We start from the raw sequence: 22,930 nt of genomic DNA on the forward strand, positions 1-22,930 counted from the left end.
TGTGCGCCCTCCGGAAAGTGGCTGGGACAAACGGACTGCGTGCTTCGAGACGGCGCTCCGCGCCTCCTCAGCATGAGGAGGGTGTTTGGCTCCCCAACCTCCACGATCCTCATGCTGAGGAACGGCCCGAAGGGACGCGTCTCGAAGCACGCAGGACATCTCGCGCGACCCTCCCATCATGTCCTCCGCTGGGGGTCGATGATGTCGCGCAGGCCGTCGCCGAGCAGGTTGAAGCAGAACACCGAGATCATCAGAGCAAGGCCCGGAAACAGCGCGATCCACCACTCGCCCGAGATGATGTAGCCGGCGCCCTCCGCCACCATGATTCCCCATTCGGGCGTCGGCGGCTTCACCCCGAGCCCGATGAAGGAGAGGCCCGCGGCGTTGAGGATCGCGTAGCCCATGGTGAGCGACATCTGCACCGCCATGATGGGCATGATGTTGGGCAGGATTTGGCAGAGCAGGATGCGCATCTCGGAATTGCCGGTGAGGCGCGCCGCCTGCACGAAGCCTGCGTCGCGGCGCACGTTCGCCTCGGCGCGGGCGATCCGCTGGTAGAGCGGGAAGTTCACGATCGCGGTCGCGATGACGATGTTGGTCACCGTGTTGCCGAGCGCCGCCACGATGCCCATGGCCAGCACGAACAGCGGGAACGCCATGATGGTGTCGCTCACGCGGCTGATCAGCCGGTCGGTCCAGCCGCCGTAGAAGCCCGCGCAGATCCCCGCGAAGCCGCCGAGCGCGAAGACCAGCGCGACCGAGGAGACCGCGATGACGAGATCGAGCCTAGTCGCTACCAGCACGCGGCTGAAGATGTCGCGGCCGACCTGGTCGGTGCCGAACCAGTGCGCGGCCGAGGGCGGCTGCAGCGCCGCGGCCGTGTCGGAGGCGAGCGGGTCATAGGGCGCGAGCGCCGGACCGAGGATCGCCGCGAGCAGGATCACGGCGAACAGCGCGAAGGCGAAGCCCGTGACCGGGTTTTCGGTCACGACGTAGCGGGCGTGGCCGAGCGTGGCTGAAAGCCCAGTCGCCGGCCGGGCCGGCGCTTCGGAGACCGCGGGAGACGGCGTCGCGGATGCGTCGATGGCGCTCATGCTTCAAGCCTCACGCGTGGGTCGATGACGCCGTAGGCGAGGTCGATCATCAGGTTGAGGGCGACGTAGAGCAGCGCCATGGCGAGCACGAAGCCCTGCACCGGCGCATAGTCGGACTGGATCAGGGCCTCGACCGCGAAGGAGCCGATGCCGGGCCAGGCGAACACCTTCTCGACCAGCACGTTGGCGCCGAGCAAGAAGGAAAAGACCATGCCGAGGGTGGTGACCACCGGCAACATCGCGTTGCGGAAGGCGTAGCGCAGAATGACGGTGCGGGAGTTGAGCCCGCTCGCCCGCGCGGTGCGGATGAATTCCGACGACAGCACCGACAACATCGAGGCGCGCGTCATGCGGGCGATCGGCGCGAGCGCGAACAGCGCCATGGTGGAGGCCGGCAGGATCAGCTGCGCGACGGTGGCGCGGAACGTGTCGAAGTCGCCCGCCAGCAGACTGTCGATCAGGAAAAAGCCTGTGACGTGGGGCGGGGCGACCGAATAGAGGTCGAGCCGGCCGACCGGGGCCGGGGCCCAGCCGAGCCTGTAGTAGAAGATGCAGACGAACAGCACGCCGGTGAAGAACACCGGCAGCGAGACGCCCGCGGTCGTCACCACGCGGCAGAGGTGGTCGATCCACGACCCCTCCTTCACGGCCGCCAGGATGCCGAGCGGAACCGCGATCAGAATCGAGAGCGCGAGCGCCGACAGCGTCAATTCGGCGGAGGCCGGCAGGCGCGAGGCGATCTCCTTCAGCACCGGCTGGCCGGTCGAAAGCGCGTTTCCAAGGTCGCCGCGGGCGAGGTCGCCGAGATAGCGCAGGAACTGCTGCGGCAGCGACTGGTCGAGCCCGAGCGATTTCCGGATCTGCTCGATCGAGGCGGCGTCGGCGGTGGGGCCGGCGAAGTACGCCGCCGGGTCGCCCGGCAGCACGCGGGTCAGCAGGAAGGTCACGACCACGACGCCGATCAGCGTCGGAACGATCGTCACCAGTCGTTTGAGCGTCGCGCGCAGCATGGGCGGCTCCCTCGGCTTCAAGCGCTGCGGATCTTCATGATCCGCGCGGGCATGCGGATGCGTTCGGGCGAGACGGCCCGTGGCTCATCGTCTGTGCGGATGCATTTCGGGCGCCGCGCGTCGAACCCGCCGGCGCCTCAGGCGCGAGGGGTCAGGTCACGACCTTGCCCATCGTCCGGTAGTCGAGCTGGCGATGGAACCAGTAGGCGTAGCCGCCGACCGATTTCTGCATCGCGACGTTGAGATAGGGCTGGAACAGCGGGATCCGCGGAACCTCCTCATAGGCGATCGCGATCATTGTCTTGATCGCCGCCTCATAGGTGGCCGCGTCGCCCGAGGCCGCCGCCGCGCGGGCGGCGTCGACCTCCTTGTCGAGCGCAGGGTTCTTGTACGCCATCGTGTTGAAGACGGCGTTCTGGCCGTGATAGGCCCAGAAGAAGAAGTATTCGGGATAATCGAGCCAGCCCGAGAAGAAGTTGATCATGAAGGGCATCGACTTCTTGGCCATCTGGCCGCGCCAGTTCGCGCCCGGGATCTTCTCGATCGAGGCTTTGATCCCGATCTGGCCGAGGCTCTCCTGCATCAGCACGGCGATCGGCTCGCCGATCGCGCCCTGGCTGACGTCGAAGGAAAGCGCGGTCGAAAACCCGTCCGCGAATCCGGCCTCGGCGAGCAGACCCTTGGCCTTCTCGACGTCGGTCCGGTAGGCGGTCGGGCGCGGCCAGACGAGGTCGTCGGGCGTGTTGGACGCCGCCCCGAACATCGGGTTGGCCTCGCCATACATCACCACGTCCATGATCTTCTGATACGGGACCACCCAGGCGATGGCCTGCCGGACCTTCAGATTGTCGAAGGGCGGCTTGGTCACGTTCATCTCGAGCGACCACATGCCGTTCGAGATCGGGTTCGAGGCGACCTTCACCAGCCCCTCGCGCTTCATCTCGGCGAAGTCCTTGGCGGGCAGGTCGAAAGAGACGTCGCAGTCGCTGCGCTCCACCAGCGCGCGCCGATTGCCGGAAGACGGGATCGTGCGCCAGATCACGCGCTTGAGCTGCGGCAACGGCCCGGACTTCCACGCGTCGAAGCGCTCGTAGACGACCTCGGTTCCCGGCGTCCATCGCGCGACCCGATAGGCGCCACCGCCCGCCGGGTTGTTCTTGGTGTAGGCGAGGCCCCAGGGGTCCTTCTCGGTCGCGTGCTTCTTCACCAGCGCCGAGTTGAACACCGCCGGCACGATCACCGCGAGATCCGGGATGGTCAGGGCGTCGGGCCGCGCGAAGGCGACGCGGAACGTGTGGTCGTCAACCACGGAGAACTGCTCGGGCTTCAGCAGGCTTCCGGCCGCCATCTGGACGGTCGGGAAACCGCCGACGCTGACCGCTCGGTCGAACGACCATTTGACGTCTGCGGCGGTGACGGGCGTCCCGTCATGGAATGTCGCGTCCTTGCGCAGGAAGAAGGTGACGCCCTTGGCGTCGGCCTCCCAGCGCTCGGCGAGCTCCGGCGCGATGACGTCCTTGTCATAGCCGCGCGAACCGTCGGGCAGCGTCTTGATCCCGTAGGTGACGAGCCGGTCGTAGCAGTTCCAGGCCGCCTCATATCCGGCGCGGTTCGTTCCGACGCCGTGGATGTCGAGATTGTTCGGCCCATTTTCCGAGATCAGCGCGAGCGTTTCGTCGCGCGACAGCGCATGAGCGAGGCGCGGCGCGGCCGTCGCGAGAAGGCCGCCGGCGGTCAGGGTCGAGGCGGCGCTGAGGAAATCGCGTCTGTTCATCGACCGGGCGCTCCCCTTCAAGAACAAGCATGACCTGCGCCCAGATATTGCATGCAATTGTCATTTTCTGCATGCACAAATGACGGTCATGCCTGTTCAATAAGCGGCGCCGGTTCGCTGTCTTACTGTGCAGCCGCAGACGGCCGCAGCGCCTACGTCACTGGTCCGGCGCGCGCAGGCGGTATCCCACGCCCGTTTCTGTCAGAATGTAATGCGGTCGCTCGGGATCGGCCTCGATCTTCTGGCGGAGCTGGGCGACATGGACGCGCAGGTTCTGCACCTCGACCGACACGCCCCAGACCTGCCGGATCAGGTGGTCGTGCGTCAGCGCCCGCCCGCGTTCTGCACGAACACGCGCAGGATCTCGTATTCGCGCGGCGTGAGCTTCACCTCGCGGTCGCCGAGCTTCACGATCCGGCGGACGAGATCGACCGAGAGCTCGCCCAGCGTGAACACCGCGCGCTCTCCCTGGATCTGCAGCCGATGCCGGAGCGCCACCCGGATGCGCGCCATGAGTTCGGCCGCGCCGAACGGCTTCGTCACATAGTCGTCGGCGCCGAGCTCGAGCGCCTCCACGATGCCAGTCTCGTCGGTGCGGCTCGACAGGATGACCACGGGGGTCAGGTCGCCGGCCGCGCGCCAGTCCCTCAGGAGATCCTGGCCGGAGACGTCGGGCAGGCCAAGGTCGAGGATGACGAGGTCGGGCGACGGCTTGCGCGCCATCCTTCGCCGCGCCTCCGCGCCGTTCGGCGCCTCCTCGACGTCGAAGCCCTGCGCGCCGAGACCGGTCCGCAGGAGCTTGCGGATGGGCGGCTCGTCGTCGACGACGAGGATCCGGATCGGGGCCGAGGTCATTGCAGAGCTCCGACCGGGGCCGCGCCCGGCAGCGAGATGGTGAAGGCCGCGCCGCGCCGGTCCTGGCGGTTCCCCGCCGTGATGGTCCCGCCCATGGCCTCGACGAAGCCGCGGCAGATCGCAAGGCCGAGCCCGGTGCCCGCGCGCACCCGGTCGCCCTTGGTCACCCGGTAGAACTTGTCGAACACGCGTTCGAGGTCGTCCTGAGGAATGCCCGGACCTTCGTCCAGCACCTCGACCACCACCCTGTCGCACCCCGCCCGCGCGCGTCGCCCGGATCGCGACGGCTGCGCCGTCGGCGTATTTCGCGGCGTTGTCGAGCAGGTTGAACAGCGCATGGTCGAACAGCACGGCGTCGACCTTCGCCATCGGCAGATCCGGTTGGATGTCGACCATGACGCTCCGCTCGCTCAGAAGCTTGCCAGCGCGCTTCAAAGCGGCGCCGACGAGGTCGCTCACGTCGTGCGGCCCGATGTTCGGCTCGAGCGCGCCGGATTCGAGCCGCGTCATGTCGAGCAGGTTCGCGATGAAGCGGTTCAGCCGGTCGGATTCCTGACGGATCGTCTCCAGAAGGTCGTCGGTCGCCGCCTCGTCCAGCAGCGACCGGAAGTCTTTCAGCGTCGAGCTCGCGCCCATGATGGCGGCGAGCGGCGTCCTGAGATCATGCGAGATCGAGGTCAGCAGCGCCTGGCGAAGCCGGTCGGTCTCGGCGGCGCGCTCGGCGACCGCGATGTCGGCCACGAGGGTCACGCGCTCGATCGCGATCGCGGCCTGGTCGGCGAGAGCGTCCATCAGGCGCTTCTGATCGGGTTTAGCAGCGCGCCCGGCGCGTCGCCGTCGAGCCCCGCCACGCCGACGGCTCCGCGTGCGGTCCTGAGCGGCAGGAACAGGCGCTTTGCCCCCGGCAGCGTGTCGGCGCCGCGGCCCGCCGGCGTGTTGTTCTCAAAGGTCCATTTGGCGGCGGCGAGGTCGGCGGCGTCCAGTATGTCCTCGGGCGGATAGCTCGCGCCGATCTCCAGCCTTTCGCCGGATGCGTCCGGCAGCAGCAGCACGACGCGCAGATTGAGCATCGAGGCGATCTGGTAGGCGGTCGCCCACAGCGCGTCGTCGAGCGTGGTGACGCCCGCAAGCTTGCGGCTGAAGCTGTAGAGGGCCTCGGTCGAGCGCGCGCGGCGGCGCGCGGCCGAGGCCTGCCGGTTCACGAGGGCGGCGAGGTTCGAGACAACGAGCGCCACCAGCGTGAACAGAACGAGCGCCGACACGTTGGTCGGGTTGGCGACCGTGAGGGTGTAGGTCGGCGGCAGGAAGAAGAAGTTGTAGGCGAGAGAACCAGCGACCACCGCCGCAAGCGAGGGCCAGACGCCGAACCGCACGGCGACCACGACGATCGCGGTCAGGAACAGCAGGTCGACCGTCTCGACCCCGACCCAGGGCTCGAGCGCGAGCCCGAGCCCGAGCGCGACCGCCGTGGCGAGCAGCGCTGCGCCGAGCGAGGCGGCGGAGACCGGTTCCGAGCGCGTCGTTCTCAAGCCCTTTGAATCGGTTTTCGGCATCGCGCCCGCGGCGACGACGTGGATGCTGACGCCCTCCGAGCGCTCGATGAGCTCGGCGGCGGTCGAGCCCTGCAGCAGCCGCGTCCAGCGAGGCCGCGGCAACTTTCCGACGATGATCTGCGTGACGTTGCGCTCGCGCGCGAGGCTCAGAATGTCGTCGACGATCTCGCGCCGAAGCGCAGGCAGGATGACGGCCTCGCCCCCCAGCCGCTCGGCGAGCCTCAGCGCCTGGGCGACGCCGTCCTTGCTCTCTCGGAGACGCGGCCCCCACCGGGCGCCTCGACATGGACGGCGAGCCACGGCGCGGCCAGGCGATCGGCCATGCGCTTGGCGGCGCGCACGAGGTTGGCGGCCTGGGCGCTGTCCTCGACGCAGACCATCACGCGCTCCCCTGCCGCCCAGGGCCCCGCGATCGCGTTCGCCCGCATGTGGGTGACGAGCTGGGCGTCGACACGCTGCGCCGTCCTGCGCAGCGCAAGCTCCCGAAGAGCGGTGAGATTGCCCTGGCTGAAGTAATGCGCGGTCGCCCGTTCCGCGGTTTTGGGAAGGTAGATCTTGCCGTCGTTCAGCCGCGCGATGAGGTCGCCGGGCGTGATGTCGATCAGCTCGATGTCGTCGGCGCGGTCGAGGATCGAATCCGGCACCGTCTCGCGCACCCGAATCCGGGTGATCTGCGCCACGATGTCGTTGAGGCTCTCGACATGCTGGATGTTGAGCGTGGTCCAGACGTCGATCCCTTCGTTCAGGAGCTCCTCGACGTCCGACCAGCGCTTGGCGTGGCGCGAGCCTTCCGCGTTGGTGTGCGCGAGTTCGTCGACGAGCGCGAGCTCCGGCCGGCGCGCGATGAGGGCGTCGAGGTCCATCTCGTCGAATGCGCGCCCGCCCTTGGCTGAAGGTCGGCGGGGCAGGATCTCGAGGCCCTTGAGCAGCGTCTCTGTTTCGGCGCGCCCGTGGGTCTCGACCACGCCGACCACGACGTCGCGTCCGGCCGCCTCGGCGGCGCGGGCCTCGGAAAGCATCTCGAAGGTTTTGCCGACGCCGGGCGCGGCGCCGAGGAAAATCTTGAGGCGGCCCGGCGTCTCGCGACGGGCCGTCTCAAGAAGGGCGTCCGGAGACGGCCGCCGGTCCTCTCCGTGTTCTGACGTCATGCCTTGCTCGGGTCGTCTGCGTGCTTCGAGACGCCGTCCTGTGGACGGCTCCTTAGCATGAAGAACGTCTCGGCTTAGGCCTCTTCTGCGCGTCCGGCATTTTCAACACCCCTCATGCTGAGGAGCCCGCCATCGGCGGGCGCCTCGAAGCACGCAATTCGCCGCTCTCAGATCGTCACTGCGAGCCGACCTTGTCCAGCGCGAGGTTGAGCGCGAGCACATTCACCCGCGGCTCGCCCAGCAGTCCGAACGTCCGCGGCTCGACGCTCCGCTCCACGAGCGCCTTCACCTGATCGGCGGGCACGCCGCGGGCCTTGGCGACGCGCTCGACCTGGAACAGCGCCGCCTCGGGGGAGAGATGCGGGTCGAGTCCGGACGCCGAGGCGGTCACGAGGTCCATCGGCACGGGGCTCGACGGGTTCTGAGCCTTGCGGGCCTCGACGTCCGCCGACACGCGCTCGATCAGCGCCTTCGAGGTCGGCCCGTAGTTCGAGCCGCCGGAATTCGCCGCGTTGTACGGGACCGAGATCGACTTCGACGGATCGGCCGGGTCCGGGCCGACGGTCGCGGAGGGCCGGCTCTGGAAGTAGCGGTCGGTGGTGAAGCTCTGGCCCATGATCGAGGACCCGATCACCTTGCCGTCCTGTTCGACGAGGCTTCCCAGCGCCTGCCTCGGGAACGCGACCTGCGCGATCCCGGTCATTGCGAACGGATAGGCGACGCCGGTGAGGAGGGTGAAGGCGCCGAGCAGGACGAGCGCGGGGCGAAGATGGTTCAGCATGGTCAGCGCTCCTTCACGCAAGGCCGATGGTCGTGATGACGACGTCGATGAGTTTGATGCCGACGAAGGGCGCGACGAGGCCGCCGAGTCCGTAGACCAGCAGGTTCCGTCGCAGCAGCGGGCCGGCCCCGATGGCGCGGTACTTCACGCCCTTCAGCGCGAGCGGGATCAGCGCCACGATGATGAGCGCGTTGAACACGATCGCCGACAGGATCGCGCTCTGGGGCGTTTCGAGCCCCATGACGTTGAGCGCGCCGAGCTGCGGATAGACCGTGACGAACAGCGCCGGGATGATGGCGAAATACTTCGCGACGTCGTTGGCGATCGAGAAGGTGGTGAGCGAGCCGCGGGTCATCAGCAGCTGCTTGCCGATCTCCACGATCTCGATGAGCTTGGTCGGGTCGCTGTCGAGGTCCACCATGTTGCCGGCCTCGCGGGCCGCGACCGTGCCGGTGTTCATCGCGACGCCGACGTCGGCCTGGGCGAGCGCGGGCGCGTCGTTCGTCCCGTCGCCGCACATCGCCACCAGCTTGCCCTTGGCCTGCTCGTCGCGGATGAGCTTGAGCTTGTCCTCCGGCGTCGCCTCGGCGAGGAAGTCGTCGACCCCGGCCTCCGCGGCGATGGCCGCCGCGGTCATCGGGTTGTCGCCCGTGATCATGACGGTGCGGATGCCCATGCGGCGAAGCTCTGCGAAGCGCTCGCGGATGCCGCCCTTGACGATGTCCTTGAGGTGGATAACGCCGAGCAGCCGCCCGTCGCGCGCGACCGCGAGCGGCGTGCCGCCGGCCTTGGCGACGCGCTCCGCGATGTCGCGGATCTCCTGTTCGGCCTTCGTGTCGACGTTCACGCTGAAGGCGCGCGCGACGTTGGAGCCGTATTCGGCCATGGAGGCCGGCTCAGCCACATATTTCAGCACCGCGTCGACCGCGCCCTTGCGCACGGACGAGATGTCCATGTCGACGCCCGACATGCGGGTCTGGGCCGTGAACGGCACGAAGGTCGCCTTCAGCGAAGCCATGTCGCGCTCGCGTATGCCGTATTTCTCCTTCGCCAGCACCACGATCGAGCGGCCTTCCGGCGTCTCGTCGGCGAGCGACGCGATCTGCGCCGCGTCGGCGAGTTCCTGCTCGGTGACGCCCGAGATCGGGATCATCTCGGCGGCCTGGCGGTTGCCGAGCGTGATGGTGCCGGTCTTGTCGAGCGAGCAGCAGCGTGTCGACGTCGCCAGCTGCCTCGACCGCGCGGCCGGACATCGCCAGCACGTTGAAGCGCACCAGCCGGTCCATGCCCGCGATGCCGATCGCCGACAGCAGCGCCCCGATCGTGGTCGGGATCAGCGTCACGAACAGCGCCACCAGCACGATCACGCCGATCTCTCCGCCCGCGTAAGCCACGAAGCTCGGGATCGACGCGACGGCGAAGATGAAGATCAGCGTCATGCCCGCGAGCAGGATCGTCAGCGCGATCTCGTTCGGCGTCTTCTGGCGCTGCGCGCCCTCGACGAGCGAGATCATGCGGTCGAGGAATGTGGAGCCGGCGGCCGCCGTCACCCGCACGCGGATCATGTCGGACAGAACCTGCGTGCCGCCTGTGACCGCCGAGCGGTCGCCGCCGCTCTCGCGGATGACGGGGGCGGACTCGCCGGTGATCGCGGCCTCGTTGATCGAGGCCATGCCCTCGATCACCTCGCCGTCCGCCGGGATGATCTCGCCCGCCTCGACCACGACGACGTCGCCCACTTTGAGGCTGACGCCGGGGACACGCCTCACCTGACCGTCGGCCGCGACGAGATAGGCCTCGGTCTCGCTGCGGGTGCGGCGAAGGCTGTCGGCCTGCGCCTTGCCGCGCCCCTCCGCGACGGCCTCGGCGAAGTTCGCGAAGATCAACGTGAACCAGAGCCAGAGGATGATCTGGAACGAGAAGCCGAGATCGGCGCCGCCGGTCGCGACGTCGCGGACGAAGATGATCGTGGTGAGAAGCGCCACCACCCAGACGGCGAACATCACCGGGTTCTTGATGAGGGCGCGCGGGTCTAGTTTTTTGAAAGAGGCCGAGATCGCGGGCCCGACGATCCCGGGCGCGAACAGGCTTGAGGTTGCGTTTCTGGACATCTTGGTTGCTCTGGCCCGGTCAGCGCCAGGCGGGTAAGGAAAACTTCGGCTGTGGGAGCGAACTGCGTGCTTCGAGACGCCGCCCTCGGGGGCGGCTCCTCGAGCCATGAGGGAGGTTTTGCTCTCCCAACCCTCCAACGGTCCTCATGCTGAGGAGCCCGCCGCCTTCCGGCGGGCGTCTCGAAGCACGCAGCACCGTCTGGTTCCGTGTCATCGCGGCCTGCCTCAGAAGGTCTGGCCGGCGAGCATGGCGAGGTGTTCGACGATGGGTCCGAGCGCGAGCGCCGGGAAGAACGTGAGGCCGCCGACGATCAGCACGACGCCGACCAGCAGGCCGACGAACAAGCCGCCATGGGTCGGGAAGGTGCCGGCGGAGGCGGGCGCGGCCTTCTTGGCCACGAGCGCGCCGGCGATCGCCATCACGGGGATGATCATGAGGTAGCGGCCGACCAGCATCGAGACGCCGCCGGTGACGTTGTACCAGGGCGTGTTGCCCGTGAAGCCGCCGAACGCCGAGCCGTTGTTCCCGACGGACGACGAGTAGAGATACATGATCTCCGAGAAGCCGTGGGGACCGGCGTCCTGCACGCTCGAGACGCCGAAGGGCGCGACCGTCGCGATCGACATGAAGCCAAGGATGAAGAGCGGCAGCACCAGAATGCCGAGCAGCGCGAACTTCACCTCGCGCGCCTCGATCTTCTTGCCGAGATATTCGGGCGTGCGGCCGACCATCAGCCCCGCTACGAACACCGCGACGATCACATAGAGCAGCATGCCGTAGAGGCCCGAGCCCGCGCCGCCGAAGATGACTTCGGAGAGCTGCATCAGCACGAGCGCCATCATGCCGCCGAGCGGCGTCAGGCTGTCATGCATCGCGTTGACGGAGCCGTTGGAAGCGGCCGTGGTCGCGACCGACCAGAGGCTGGAATTGGTCACGCCGAAGCGCACCTCCTTGCCCTCCATCGAGCCGCCCGAGAGGCCGAGCGCGTGGAGCAGCGGATTGCCGGAGCCTTCCGCCCAATAGGAAACGGCGACGCAAGCCAAAAACACGACCGACATGGCGGCGTAGATCGCCCAGCCCTGCCGCTCGTCCTTCACCATCCGCCCGAACGTGACGCAGAGCGCCGCCGGGATCAGCAGGATCGACAGGACCTGGATGAAGTTCGAGAGCGGCGTCGGGTTCTCGTACGGAACGGCCGAATTCGCGTTCCAGAACCCGCCGCCATTGGTGCCGAGCTGCTTGATGGCGATCTGCGAGGCCGCCGGGCCTTGAGAGAGCGTCTGCTTCGCGCCTTCGAGCGTCGTGGCGTCGACATACGCGCCCATGTTCTGCGGCACGCCCTGCCAGACGAGGAACAGTCCGACGAGGATCGAGAGCGGCATGAGCACGTAGAGGGTCGTGCGGGTCAGATCGACCCAGAAATTGCCGACCGTCTTCGCAGAGGCCCGCGAAAACCCGCGGATGATGGCGAGCAGCAGCGCCACGCCCGTCGCGGCCGAGACGAAGTTCTGAGTGGTGAGGCCCACCATCTGGCTGAAGTAGCTCAGCGTGCTTTCGCCGCCGTAGTTCTGCCAGTTGGTGTTGGAGACGAAGGAGATCGCCGTGTTGAAGGCGAGCTCCGGCCCCATGGCGGACATGCCCTGCGGATTGAGCGGCAGCACATCCTGAAGCCGCAGGATCGCGTAGAGCAGGACGAAGCCCGCGGCGTTGAACACGAGCATGGCGACCGCATAGGCGATCCAGCTCTGCTCGGTTGTCTCGTCGACGCCCGCGAGGCGGTAGAAGCCGCGCTCGACCGGGCCGAGCATGGGGGTAAGAAAGGTGCGTTCGCCTTCGAACACGCGCGCCATGAAGCGCCCGAGCAGAGCCGCGAGCGCGGTCAGGATCGCGAAATAGATCGCGATCTGCAGCCAGCCGTTGATGGTCATGATTTTGGTCCGTCAGAACCGCTCGGGGCGGATCAGCGCGAAGGTGAGATAGCCGAGGAGGCCGGCCGTCACGATCGCCGCCAGCGCGAAGTCGAAGGTCATGGGGAGCGCCCTCACAACCGGTCGCAGGCGAAGCAATAGCCGGCGGTCAGGGCGAAGAAGCCCCCCGCCAGTCCAAGCATGACAAGATCAAGCATCGTACGTCTCGCGCTTATGGTTGCGCGCAACGTCTCGCCGATCGGCGACGACTGTGCGCGTACGACCGCACAGATGTCATCAACGCCATAAGCGTTCGAGACGGGAGGCGAGGGTGTTTTATAAAGATCGTATAAAGCTTTGCTGGACCGGCCGGCGGAGCCCGTCTGCGGAGACGGCTCAGGCGGTCACGGCGTGCCGGGCCGCGGGCGACGTCTCGCCGAGATCGATGATCCGGTCGGACGCCCGGATGGTCTCGGGGCGGTGGGCGATGACGATGCGGGTCGTGCGCGTCTCCGCGATCGCTGCGTTGACCGCGGCTTCACGCGCGACGTCGAGATGGCTCGTGGCCTCGTCCATCAGCAACAGGCCTGGCTCGCGATAGAGCGCGCGGGCGATCAGCACGCGCTGCTTCTGGCCGCCCGAAAGCACCGCGCCCATGTCGCCTGTGAGCGTGCCGTAGCCCATCGGCATAGCGGCGATCTCGTCATGCACCGCGGCGAGCTTGGCCGAGCGCTCGATCCGGCGCGCGTCGGGCTCGGCGGCGAAGAACGAGATGTTGTCGGCGATCGAGCCGGCGAAGAGCTGGTCGTCCTGCATCACCACGCCCATCAGCGAGCGGTGGCGGTCCGGCCCGAAGGCGCCGAGCGGCTCGCCGTCGATCAGGATCTGGCCGTCGGTCGGCTCCAGAAGGCCGGCGAGCAGCTTCATCAGCGTGGTCTTGCCGCAGCCCGAGGGGCCAACGATCGCGACCCACTCGCCGGCCTCGACGCGCAGGTTGAGGTTCTTCAGCACCCAGGCGTCGTTCGGCCCGTAGCGGAACGAGAGGTTCCTGGCCTCGATCGAACGCGGCCGGCCGCGCTCCTGCGGTTCGACGACGGCGCGGTCGCGCTTTTCGGGCGTCGTCAGCGCGATGTCGGCGAGGCGCTCGGCGTGGAGGCGCAGCATGCGCAGGTCGACCAGCCGGTCGGTCAGGTCGCTGACGCGGCGCACGAACATGTCCTTGTAGGAGATGAAGGCGACCAGCAGGCCGACGGTGAACGCGCCTTCCAGCACCTGCAGGGCGCCGAGCCAGACGACGAGGAGCGCGAGCCCGCCGATCAGGAACATGTTGGCGGTGCGGAACAGAAGCTCGAGCTTCTGCTCGGTGAGGCGCCGGTTCATGGTCTCGACCAACAGGTTGAGCCAATGCGCGCGGCGGTCGTCATAGCCGTTGAAGAGCTTGATGGCCGAGACGCCCCGCATGGTCTCGAGGAAATGACCGTCGCGGCGGGCGGACCAGATGATCGCCTCGGAGGCCGCCTGCCGGAGCGGAGCGTAGAGCGCGATGCGGAGCGCGACGTAGAGCGCGGCGCCGGCGAGCGCGACGAGCGTCAGGCCCGGCGCGAAGATCAGCATCAGGGTCAGCGTCACGGCGCACATCAGTCCGTCGAGCACGCCCACGACGAGCTCGGTGGTGATCGCCTGCAGGATGGTCTCCTGCGAGCCGAAGCGGGACATGACGTCTGCGACGTAGCGCGTCTCGAACCAACTCGGCGGCAGGTTGATGAGGTGGGAGAACAGGTTGGCGCGCGCCTGAACCTTGAGCTGCGCGCCGAGCGCGATCACCGTCCAGCCGCGCATCGCCGAGACCGCCGTCTGGACGACGAGCAGCAGTCCGAAGCCGAGCACGAGCGTCGTCAGCAGGTCGCGGTCGGCCGTCACCAGCGCATGGTCGATGACCCAGACCATGAACAGCGGCGCGATTAGCGCGAGGATCTCCAACCCGAGCGCGAGCACGAGCAACAGGCCGAGGGAGCGCTTCACCCCGTGGAGCCGCCCGAGCAGCGAGCGGATCTTGATCCGCGGCGGCGGCGCGCTGGTCTCGAAGCCGCCGGTGGGCGAGAGCTCGAGCGCGACTCCGCTGAAACGCCGCGAGGCTTCCGCGATCGGGATCCGCCGGCGTCCGACCGCGGGATCGTGGATGACGATCTCGTTGCGGCCGACGCTTTTGAGCACGACGAAATGGTTGAGGTCCCAGTGCAGCACGCAGGGCAGGCGCAGCAGCGAAAGCTCGTTCATCTCGAGCCGCACCGGGCGCGAGGCGAGGCCGATCTCGTCGGCGATGCGCACCAGCTCCTTGAAGCTCGCGCCGGTGAGCGAAAGGCCGAAGCGGCGCTTCAGCTCGGTCGGGCCGACCCGGTAGCCGAACCAGCTCGCCACCATGGCGATCGACACCAGCCCGCATTCGGCGGCTTCGGTCTGGAGCACGACGGGGAGGCGGCGGCCGAAGCCGAGGTTCAGGCGTTCGACGAGGCTCATGACGGCGTCCTCCCGGTGGGGCGAGGGGATCATCCATTCGAAGAGGCGGCGGCGCTCGATTTCGATGTCGGCCTCGAGCCGCATGCCGGCCTGGAGCGGGATCGGCCTGCCATAGGCGGTCACGTCCTGGCGGTCGGGCGCGACCTCGATGCGGTAGACCGGCTCGTCGGCTCCGATCAGCCCGGTGAGGCCTGCGAGCTGCGGCGGGAGCTCCGCGGGGCTGACGGCCGAGCGCGAGACGCCCGTGACGACGCCGCGATAGAGGCCGAACTTCTGGTAGGGGAACGGCTGGTAGCGAAGGAGCACGGTCTGGCCCTCGCGCACGAAGCCGATGGCGCGGCTCGACGCGAAGAGCTCGGCGACGAGCTTCGAGCCTTCCGGCACGATCGAGAGCAGCGGGGCCTCCGCCCCGACGCCGCCGCCGAGCGCGCCGCGCACCGCCGTCACCACGCCGTCCTGCGGCGCGTGATCACCGCCTCGCGGCGGCCTTCCGCCTCGGCGAGCTCCTGCGAAAGAGCCGAGACCTGGCGGACGATCTCGCCGAGCTTCGCGTCGCGGGCGAGCGGGGCCTCGCGGGCTTGGGCCTCGGCGGTCAACCGCTCGCGCTCGTTCTCCAGCCGCTCGCGTTCGAGGCTCTGGAGATCGGCGGCGATCCGCAGGCGGTCGCGCTCGGCCTCCTGAACGGCTGGGCTCGGTCGAAAATCCCTTCGAGCGAGCCCGGCGATCCGGTCGCGCGGCGTCGTCGGCCGAATCGCGCGCGAGCGCTGGAGCGCGATCTCGTCCGAGAGCCGCTCGCCCTCTCGAACGAGAACCGGGATGCGTTCGCCGAGCGCCCGCTCCTGCAAGGCGTGGAGCCGGTCCTGCCGGTCGCGCTCGAGCTTGAGGCTCTCCCGGCGGCTCTGGAGCTCGGCCACGGCGGCCGCATGCGTGCGGCCGATGGCGGCGCTTTCGAGTTCGGTCGAGATCAACGCCAGCGGATCGCCGCGGCGCACTGCGTCGCCTTCGCGGACATGCAGCTTCACGATGCGGCCGGCCTGCGGCGCGAAAACGCGGGCCATGCCGGAGTCCGGCGCGAGCCAGCCGGCGACGCGCGACTTCTGGGTGTGGCCGCCGAAGGTCAGCAGCGCGATCACGCCAGCGCCCGCGAACGCCGCGAACGCCGCGAACAGGACCGCGGAGATCCCCGGCGCGACCAGCACGGAGCCGAGCCACTGGGAGCGCTGCTCCTCGACCGCCTCGGCGCGGAAGAGATCCGCCGATGTCTCCCTCTCCCCGGAAGGGGGAGGCGGCGGAGGGGCTGCGGCCATCTCCGGAGCCATGGCGAGATTGGCGGCGCGCGCGGCCATCACTCGACCGCCTGAAGCTCGCGCACCTTGAGCGCCACCTCGATCATCCGCGTGACCTTGCGGACGTGAAGCACCTTGGCGATGCGCGGATCGAAATAGTCCTTCAGCAGCGGCGGGCGCGCGGCGCGGCAGTAGAACTCCGGCGCGCCCACGACCGTCTCGCAGGCGACGAGGCGAAGCTCGTCGCGGCGCGTCACGGTCTGGATCGCGCAGACCGCATGGGTGACGCCGAGCGAGCGCAGCGCATAGGCGCGGTGATAGCCGTTCTGCAGGATCAGCCGCCCGTCGGCCTCCACCGCGTGCAGGAAGTTCGAACCGTATCCGATCGCGACGCCGACGAGCGCCATCACCGGATCGGCGACCGCGAGATCGCGCGCCTCCACAGGGGCCAGCAGCGAGGGTTCATGGGCGCGGAAGTCGGTCGACTCGGAAGAGAACAGCCAGCGCCCGTCGTCGAGGCGGCGCATGTCGACCGGCGCCTCGGCGCGGTCGACGTTCTGGCAGAACCGGAAGAGCGCCTCGGGCGTCGGAGTCGGTCCGAGGCCGCGCGCCAGCCCTTCGGCGAAATCGAGCGAGACCGACAGCTGGCTCACCACGAGCCTGTCGAGCTCGACGAGCGCGAGCCTGACGGGGAGCTCCGCGAAGGCCTGCGCGAACCGCGGCTCGGCGAAGAGGCGCTCGGCGAGCGGCGCGCAGGACGGATCGATCTCCCGGATCTCGATCTCGTCCGCGGCGCCGGCCTCGGCGGTCTCGAGATCGTAGTAATGGTCGTTGGCCGCCCTCCATTCGTCCACGAGCGCCCGGACGTCGGCCTTGTGGCCGTCGACGGCCTTCTCGCGCACGAAGTCGAGATAGTCCTGAAGCTGCGGCTGCCCGAGCAGGCGCACGCGGCGGCGCAGCGCGACGTGAGGCTCGGCGAGAATGGGCTTCGCGTAGGTCATCGGATCGGCTCGGGAGTGGGAAGACGGGAAGGGCGGGGCTGGAAGGCGCCGCCGCCGCGGTCCGCGCCCCTTGAGGGCGGGAACAGAGCGCGGATCGCCGCGGCGGCGGCGGTCGCAGGGCGGGAGCTAGCCTCGGCGCTTCGCCTCAGCCGGCCCCGCCCCGCAACGGCCGTCAGTCGCGGGTGTCGCGGCTCTTGCGGCTCTTCTTGCTGCGGCTGCGGCGGCTCTTCTTGCTCTTGCGCGAGCGGTCACGGCCGCCGTCGTCGCTCCGACGGCCCTTGCCGCCGGCGCCGTAGACATGACCGAGTTCTTCAACGGTGAGGTCACGCATCTCTGTTTTCCTTCTTCTCTGTCAGGGCTCCGGCGTTGGCCTGATCGGCTTTCCGCCGCCCTGGTTGAAGAACGAGACGCGTCGGGGGTTTATTCCCGGGCCTTCCAAAAAACGTCGCAGACGATCGCTTTCCTTTTAGTTCTGCGGAGCTTGCGGCGCCTCAAATGAAAACGGCCCCGCTGTTTTGCGGGGCCGCGATCGCTTTCGGACAAGGTCAGGCCGCGTTTACAGACGCGCGCACTGATCCTCCTTGTTCCCGTCGACGTTGTTCTTGCCGCCGATCGGGGCGGGGCTGTTTTCCTTGCACTGCAGGTTTCCATCGATCCGGTTGCGCTTGATTTTGAGCTCGCCGGAGTTCTGGAACGCCTGCACGTTGCCGCGAACGTCGTTGCGGGTGATCTTCATGCCGCCGTTGAGCGTCTCGAACTGGATGTCGCCGTCGACCCGCGTGTCGGAGACCACGGCGCCGCCGCCCTGCTTGATCTGGATCGAACCGCCGACGCGGCTGTCGTCCTCGACCGTGACCTTGCGGTGGTTCTCGGCCTGGACGTTGCCGACGACGTTCACGTCCTCGGCGACCAGCGTCGCGCCCGAATTGACCACGATGTTGCCCTTCACCTTCGTGCCGGTGAGCGTGCACTTGGCGTTCTGCGGCACGACGAGGTTGTCGACCGTGACCGAGCCGATGGCGCCGCGGCAGACGCGCTCCTCGGCGAGCGCGGGGGCGGCGACCAGCATGGCGAAGCCGGCCGCGAGCGAGAGGCGGAGAGAGGATGACCGCTGCATGGGTTCGTTCCTTCGTTGACGGCGGCCGGTTCGGGCGTCGTCTCCCCCCGGCCTGAGGGTTCGAGGCGCGCTTTCGCGCCGGGAGCCGCTGCTTAACGAAGACGCGAGCGGATCTATTCCGCGAGATACGAGTCCGTGATCATCGATTTCGTGATTTTGACTCCATCGAATATCAATACTGCGAGATGTAAAGCTTATTGACAGCCGCTGACGGCGTCTTGACAGAAATTTATGCTTTCGACGGCGATGGTCGTCTGTCTGAATTTCTTATGTATGACTTATGCGGATTATGCGGCGATCCGCCCGCGGGCGTCGAGTCCGCGCCCGAGCGCGAACAGCCGCACTGCCTGTTCGGTCGCGTCGCGCACCAGACGGCGGGCGTCCGCCACCGCCTCGTCGAGCGAGCAGGGCCGCGTCAGGATCGAAAAATACGCGTCGACGCCGACCGAGAGGGTGGAGGCCGCGCCCTGTCCGACCGTGCCCGCGAGCGCGATCACCGGCAGCTTCCATGACTTCGCCCGGCGGGCGATCTCGGCCGGCGCCTTGCCGTACGGGGTCTGGCCGTCGAGGCTTCCTTCGGCGGTGATGACGAGATCGGCCTTGGCGAGATTCCGATCGAGATCGATATAGCGCATCACGACGTCCCAGCGCGGATGCAGCGTCGCGCCGATCAGCGCGTGGAGCCCGGCCCCGAGCCTCCGGAAGCGCCCGAACCCGCCATGCCGTCGAACTCGACGCCGACGTCGCGCCGCACGACCGCGGCGAACGTCTCGAGGCCGGACGAGAGCGCCTCGGCCTGGGTCGGCGTCGCTCCCTTCTGGGGACCGAAGACTCGCGCGACGCCGCGATCGCCGAGCAGCACATTGTGCCAGTTCACCGCGACGTCGATGTCGACGCCCGCGAGCCGCGGGTCGCGGCCCGACAGATCGACGCGCGCGAGCGCGCCGAGCGCGCCGCCGCCGCGGCCGATCTCCCGGCCGTCCGCGTCCAGCAGCCTGACGCCGAGCGCCTGCGCCATGCCGGCGCCGGCGTCATTGACGCCGCTGTCGCCGCAGCCGATCAGGATCTTGTTCGCCCCGCGATCAAGCGCCGCGCGGATCAGTTCGCCGACGCCGTAGCTCGTGGTCGCGGTCGGGTCGCGCATGTCGCGCGGCACCAGCCGCAGACCGGCCGCGGCCGCTATCTCGATCACCGCGACGCGCTTTCCCGCGCCGCCCATGAAGCCCACGAAGGCGTCGACCGGGCGGCCGACCGGGCCTGTGACCACCACCGGCTCCATGGTCCCGCGGGTCAGCGCAACCAGCGTCTTGGTGAACCCTTCGCCGCCGTCGACCATCGGCGCGCGGAGGATTCTGGCGCTCGGAGCCGCGGAGGCGACGCCGCCCGCCATGGCCTCGATGACCTCGGAGACACCGAGGCTTTCCTTGAAGCCGGACGGGGCGAGCAGCACGCGAATGGGCCGGATCGACATGGGAAGGCTCCTTGGTCAGCGGGTCGGGGTGGGTCAGTCGGCGAGGTCGAGGCCGAGAAGCGGCCAGACGACGCCTGCGAAGAGGGCGATGAGGATGAGCTGAAGGGGCAGGAGAACCGCGCCGAGGCGCAGGAGATCCGCCGAGCCGAAGGTTCCGCCCGGCAGCTGGCCGAAGAGGGCGACGGGCTTGGCGCTCACCATCAGCAGCTGGCAGAAGCCGGTGGCGGCCACGAGCGTCAGCATGGCGGCGAGCGTCGAGACGCCCGCGGCCTCCGCCGCCACCAGCGCCGGCGGCAGCAGGACGGCGACGCGGGCCGTGCGGCTGTGGATCACGAGGTGGGAGAGCAGGCCCGCCAGGGCTATGGCGAGCAGCCAGGCGAGCGGCGGCAGGCCAAGGCTCTGGAGCGGGTCGAGCGCGGCCTTTGCGGCGGCCTTCACGAGGCCGGATTCGTCGAGCCCTTCGGCGATCACGACGGTGGCGGCCATGAAGAGGATGAGCGGCCACTCGACGCCTTTGACCGCCGCCTTGAAGTCGACGCCGCCGAGGCCGGGCGCGGTGACGGCGCAGGCGCCGATCAGCGCGACGACCGTCTCGTCAGTCCCGTGCAGCGGCTTGGTCAGCCAGCCGAGGAGAACCGCGCCGAGGATCGCGAGCACGGGGCCGGCGCGACGGTCCGGGACGGTCTCGGCGACAACCGGCGCGGTGAAGGCCGCGGACCGCTCTTGCCGAGGCACGAAGCGGCGCAGCACGGCCTCGGCCGAGAGGAAGCTCGAGGCGGCGGCGAAGGGCAGGCCGTAGAGCGCCCAGCTCAGGAAGCCGATCTCCCCGTCGCCGATTTCGTCGAGGATCTGCGCCGCGAGCGCGTGCGCGCCGGCCCCGGTGAGCGAGGCGAAGGCCGAGAGCAGGATCACGGTCGGAAACAGCAGCGCGAGCGCGCGGCGGGCCTCGGGGCCGCGGGCTTCGGCGATCCGCTCGTAGATCGGGACCATCAGGGCCGCGCGACCCGAGGTGGAGGGCGCGACGAAGGCGCTCGCCAGCATTACGGCGGTAAGAGCGTGGAACGCGCCCCGCGTCGTGCGGGCGCGGGAGAGCGCCAGGCTCGCGAGGCGGTCGGTCAGGCCCGTGGCGCGGGCGGCTGCGGCGAGCACGAAGGCCGCGAGCATGAGCCAGACGATCTCGTCGCCGAGCGCCTCGAACATCTCGTCGGGCTCGTCGAGCACGAGAAGCGCCATGGCGAGCGCGGCGGCGAGCGCCACGAAGGCGTCGTCGAGCTTGGTCAGCGTCCAGCCGATGAGCGCCAGCAGGAAGATCTGGAGCGCGCGGCGGGCCTCGGCGTCGAGGCCGGAGGCGACGATCTCGACAAGGGCGACGGCGACGAGGGAGGCCGCGAGCGCAGGCTTCGCGCGGAGCCCCGCAAGGGCCTTCGCAAAAGCTCCGCCGTCCCTGTCCTCTCCGAAAACGATCGCCGGCATCGGCTCCTCCCATCGGGTTCGGGAGGAAGAACGGACGCGGGCGGAAGGTTATTCCCGGAGAGCGATCAGGTATTTCCTGATGGGCGACAGAACCGCCGTCGTCATCCCCGGTTCATCCGGGGGATCCACGCCAAATGTTTGACCGCCGCGCATCGGACCGGCGGATGCCCCGGATGAACCGGGGCATGACGAACAGGTTCGCGGCGACGCTCCCATCCCGGCCTTGAGCCGGGACCCAGAACCGATGCGAATTGGAAGTTCGGCGACAAGCCGGGGAGCGATGTGGTCGACTGTCTCGGTTTTGGGTCCCGGCTCAAGGCCGGACAGGAGCGCGCCGCCCGCCTTCACCGCCCCGCGCTGAGCGCGGCGGTCGTCGGGCAGCCCTTGGCGCTCGTCAGCGCGCCCCAGCCGTAGATCGGGTCGCGGCCCGGCGCGCCGCGGTCCTCGACATGGCCGGCGAGCGCCTCCACCACCTCCTCGATCGGCGTCTCGCCGCCGCGGGCGCGGATCGCCGACAGCGCGGCGGCGACGAGCGGCGCGGCGTAGGAGGTGCCGGAACGCGTCTTGCCCGGGTTCAGCGCGGCGTCCGGAAGTTCAAGCCGCACGCCCGGCGCCGCGAAGGCGACGTGCTCGCCGCGGCCGGCGCGCGAATAGGGCTGGCCCTTGGCGTCGATCGCCGTCACGGCGATCGCCCAGGGGTAGGCGGAGGGAAACCGGGGCTTGGACTTCGGCCCTTCATTGCCGACCGCCGCCACCATCAGCACGCCGTTCTCCGCGGCCTTCTTGCCGGCGCGGTCGAGGAGCTCGTTGGCCGGGCCCGCGAGGCTCAGATTGACGACTCCGACCTTGCGCTGGACCAGCATGTCGATCGCGGTCACGAGGTCGAACACGTCCGCCTTGTCAGCGCCGCCGGCGCGGTGGAAGGCGTCGACCGCCACGATGCGCGCGTCGGCGAGGGTTCGCCGTCGCCTGCGAGCAGGATCGCGACCTCGGTGCCGTGCGCGGGCGAAGACGGCTCGCGGCCGTCGCCGCGCGACACCAGCGTCTCGATGGCGCGGCCCTCGAGCGCGCGGTGGCCGGAGTCGACCCGGGTGTCGATCATGCCGACGAGGCCGCGCGCGCCGCAGGCCGCCACCGCCCACTCGTCGCGGCGATAGGGAAAGCAGGTTCCGGGCGCGCAGCCCTCGCGGGCGTTCGGCCGATAGATCGCGTTGACGTCGACTGTCGCGCCGCTTGCGAGCTCGGCGATCCGGGCGCGGGCCCGGGCGTCGGAGAGGTTGCGCGGCGGGGCGAGGCGGACGGTCGCCTCGGGCAGGATCTGCAGCCGTCGCTCGGCCAGCACCCGGAAGCCCGCGGCGCGGATGCGCTCGAGCGCCGCGGCGTCGACGCCGGAGGCCACGATTTCGGGCCGTATGCGAGGCCGCGGGGCCGGCCGCGCGGCGCGGCGCTCGCGGGGCGCGGGCCGGTAGCGGGGAGCAGGCTCATAATCATCGTCATCGTCATAGGAAAAGCGCGGGACGAAGCGCCCGCCGCGGTCGTCGTCGTCATCATCGTCGTCGTCGTCCGCAAGGGCGGGCGAGGCGAGGAACGTCGGCGCCCCGTGGTCGAGCGCGGCCTCGAAGGCGGTCCAGGGAACGAGGGCGATCAGCCCGAGGGCTGCGAGGCGAAACCGCGGGATCATGGGCCGGGACCTTTCGCGTGTCGGGCGATGCGCCGGAAACGTTCGGGGCCCTCAACCTATTCCGCGTGGGCGGGGAAGCCCGGTCGCAATTTCGTGACCCCCTCGTCCGGAGTTCACGGAATAGACCGGCCGATCGATGCGTTTTCCGCG

At 69.1% G+C, this 22,930-nt stretch carries 15 protein-coding genes and 4 pseudogenes; all 19 read right to left on the reverse strand.

Going from position 1 to position 22,930, the window contains the following annotated elements:
- Window positions 1-176: 176 nt before the first annotated feature.
- Window positions 177-1,094 carry an ABC transporter permease gene (locus K6K41_RS20455; RefSeq protein WP_261402031.1) on the reverse strand — a complete coding sequence of 306 codons (918 nt, stop codon included), beginning with the start codon at window positions 1,092-1,094 and terminating at the stop codon, window positions 177-179.
- Window positions 1,091-2,104 (reverse strand): ABC transporter permease, encoded by a 1,014-nt coding sequence (locus K6K41_RS20460; protein ID WP_261402032.1) that lies wholly within the window; start codon window positions 2,102-2,104, stop codon window positions 1,091-1,093. The genes K6K41_RS20455 and K6K41_RS20460 overlap by 4 nt, the downstream gene beginning before the upstream one ends.
- Before the next feature lie 151 nt (window positions 2,105-2,255).
- Window positions 2,256-3,878: an ABC transporter substrate-binding protein gene (locus K6K41_RS20465; RefSeq protein ID WP_261402033.1), complete on the reverse strand. Its 1,623-nt coding sequence runs from the start codon at window positions 3,876-3,878 to the stop codon at window positions 2,256-2,258.
- Between the two features lie 157 nt (window positions 3,879-4,035).
- Window positions 4,036-4,733 (reverse strand): annotated as a pseudogene (locus K6K41_RS20470) (response regulator transcription factor).
- Window positions 4,730-7,434: pseudogene (locus K6K41_RS20475) on the reverse strand (DUF4118 domain-containing protein). The pseudogenes K6K41_RS20470 and K6K41_RS20475 overlap by 4 nt, the downstream one beginning before the upstream one ends.
- 175 nt (window positions 7,435-7,609) lie before the next feature.
- Window positions 7,610-8,215 carry a K(+)-transporting ATPase subunit C gene (locus K6K41_RS20480; RefSeq protein WP_261402034.1) on the reverse strand — a complete coding sequence of 202 codons (606 nt, stop codon included), beginning with the start codon at window positions 8,213-8,215 and terminating at the stop codon, window positions 7,610-7,612.
- A 13-nt stretch (window positions 8,216-8,228) separates the two neighbouring features.
- The gene (gene kdpB, locus K6K41_RS30655) at window positions 8,229-9,368 is read right to left on the reverse strand and encodes a potassium-transporting ATPase subunit KdpB (protein WP_428978536.1); all 1,140 of its coding nucleotides are present in this window, start codon (window positions 9,366-9,368) and stop codon (window positions 8,229-8,231) included.
- A gap of 112 nt (window positions 9,369-9,480) precedes the next feature.
- A pseudogene (locus tag K6K41_RS30660) lies at window positions 9,481-10,434 on the reverse strand (HAD-IC family P-type ATPase); the annotation flags it as partial.
- 117 nt (window positions 10,435-10,551) lie between these two features.
- Window positions 10,552-12,255, reverse strand: coding sequence for a potassium-transporting ATPase subunit KdpA (kdpA, locus tag K6K41_RS20490; RefSeq protein WP_261402035.1), 1,704 nt, complete (start codon window positions 12,253-12,255; stop codon window positions 10,552-10,554).
- Between the two features lie 12 nt (window positions 12,256-12,267).
- Window positions 12,268-12,357 (reverse strand): K(+)-transporting ATPase subunit F, encoded by a 90-nt coding sequence (locus K6K41_RS20495; RefSeq protein WP_261402036.1) that lies wholly within the window; start codon window positions 12,355-12,357, stop codon window positions 12,268-12,270.
- Window positions 12,358-12,630: 273 nt separating this feature from the next.
- Window positions 12,631-15,198 carry an ATP-binding cassette domain-containing protein gene (locus K6K41_RS20500; protein WP_261402037.1) on the reverse strand — a complete coding sequence of 856 codons (2,568 nt, stop codon included), beginning with the start codon at window positions 15,196-15,198 and terminating at the stop codon, window positions 12,631-12,633.
- The gene (locus tag K6K41_RS20505) at window positions 15,195-16,097 is read right to left on the reverse strand and encodes an HlyD family secretion protein (protein WP_261402038.1); all 903 of its coding nucleotides are present in this window, start codon (window positions 16,095-16,097) and stop codon (window positions 15,195-15,197) included. Before K6K41_RS20505 ends, K6K41_RS20500 begins: the two co-directional genes overlap by 4 nt.
- Window positions 16,097-17,038: a hypothetical protein gene (locus K6K41_RS20510; RefSeq protein WP_261402039.1), complete on the reverse strand. Its 942-nt coding sequence runs from the start codon at window positions 17,036-17,038 to the stop codon at window positions 16,097-16,099. Before K6K41_RS20510 ends, K6K41_RS20505 begins: the two co-directional genes overlap by 1 nt.
- A 172-nt stretch (window positions 17,039-17,210) precedes the next feature.
- Entirely contained in the window at window positions 17,211-17,369 is a 159-nt protein-coding gene (locus K6K41_RS20515) for a hypothetical protein (RefSeq protein WP_261402040.1), read from the reverse strand.
- Window positions 17,370-17,594: 225 nt separating this feature from the next.
- A complete protein-coding gene (locus K6K41_RS20520) occupies window positions 17,595-18,155 on the reverse strand; it encodes a hypothetical protein (RefSeq protein WP_261402041.1) in 561 nt (186 codons plus the stop codon).
- Between the two features lie 287 nt (window positions 18,156-18,442).
- A pseudogene (locus K6K41_RS20530) lies at window positions 18,443-19,626 on the reverse strand (glycerate kinase family protein).
- Window positions 19,627-19,659: 33 nt separating this feature from the next.
- Window positions 19,660-21,099, reverse strand: a complete 1,440-nt coding sequence (locus K6K41_RS20535) for an SLC13 family permease (protein ID WP_261402044.1) — start codon at window positions 21,097-21,099, stop codon at window positions 19,660-19,662.
- A 344-nt stretch (window positions 21,100-21,443) separates the two neighbouring features.
- A complete protein-coding gene (locus tag K6K41_RS20540) occupies window positions 21,444-22,037 on the reverse strand; it encodes a S8 family serine peptidase (protein WP_261402045.1) in 594 nt (197 codons plus the stop codon).
- Window positions 21,974-22,780 (reverse strand): S8/S53 family peptidase, encoded by an 807-nt coding sequence (locus tag K6K41_RS20545; protein ID WP_261402046.1) that lies wholly within the window; start codon window positions 22,778-22,780, stop codon window positions 21,974-21,976. The genes K6K41_RS20540 and K6K41_RS20545 overlap by 64 nt, the downstream gene beginning before the upstream one ends.
- Window positions 22,781-22,930: the final 150 nt, after the last annotated feature.

The organism is Chenggangzhangella methanolivorans, assembly GCF_019797865.1.
Classification (GTDB): Bacteria; Pseudomonadota; Alphaproteobacteria; order Rhizobiales; family Methylopilaceae; genus Methylopila; species Methylopila methanolivorans.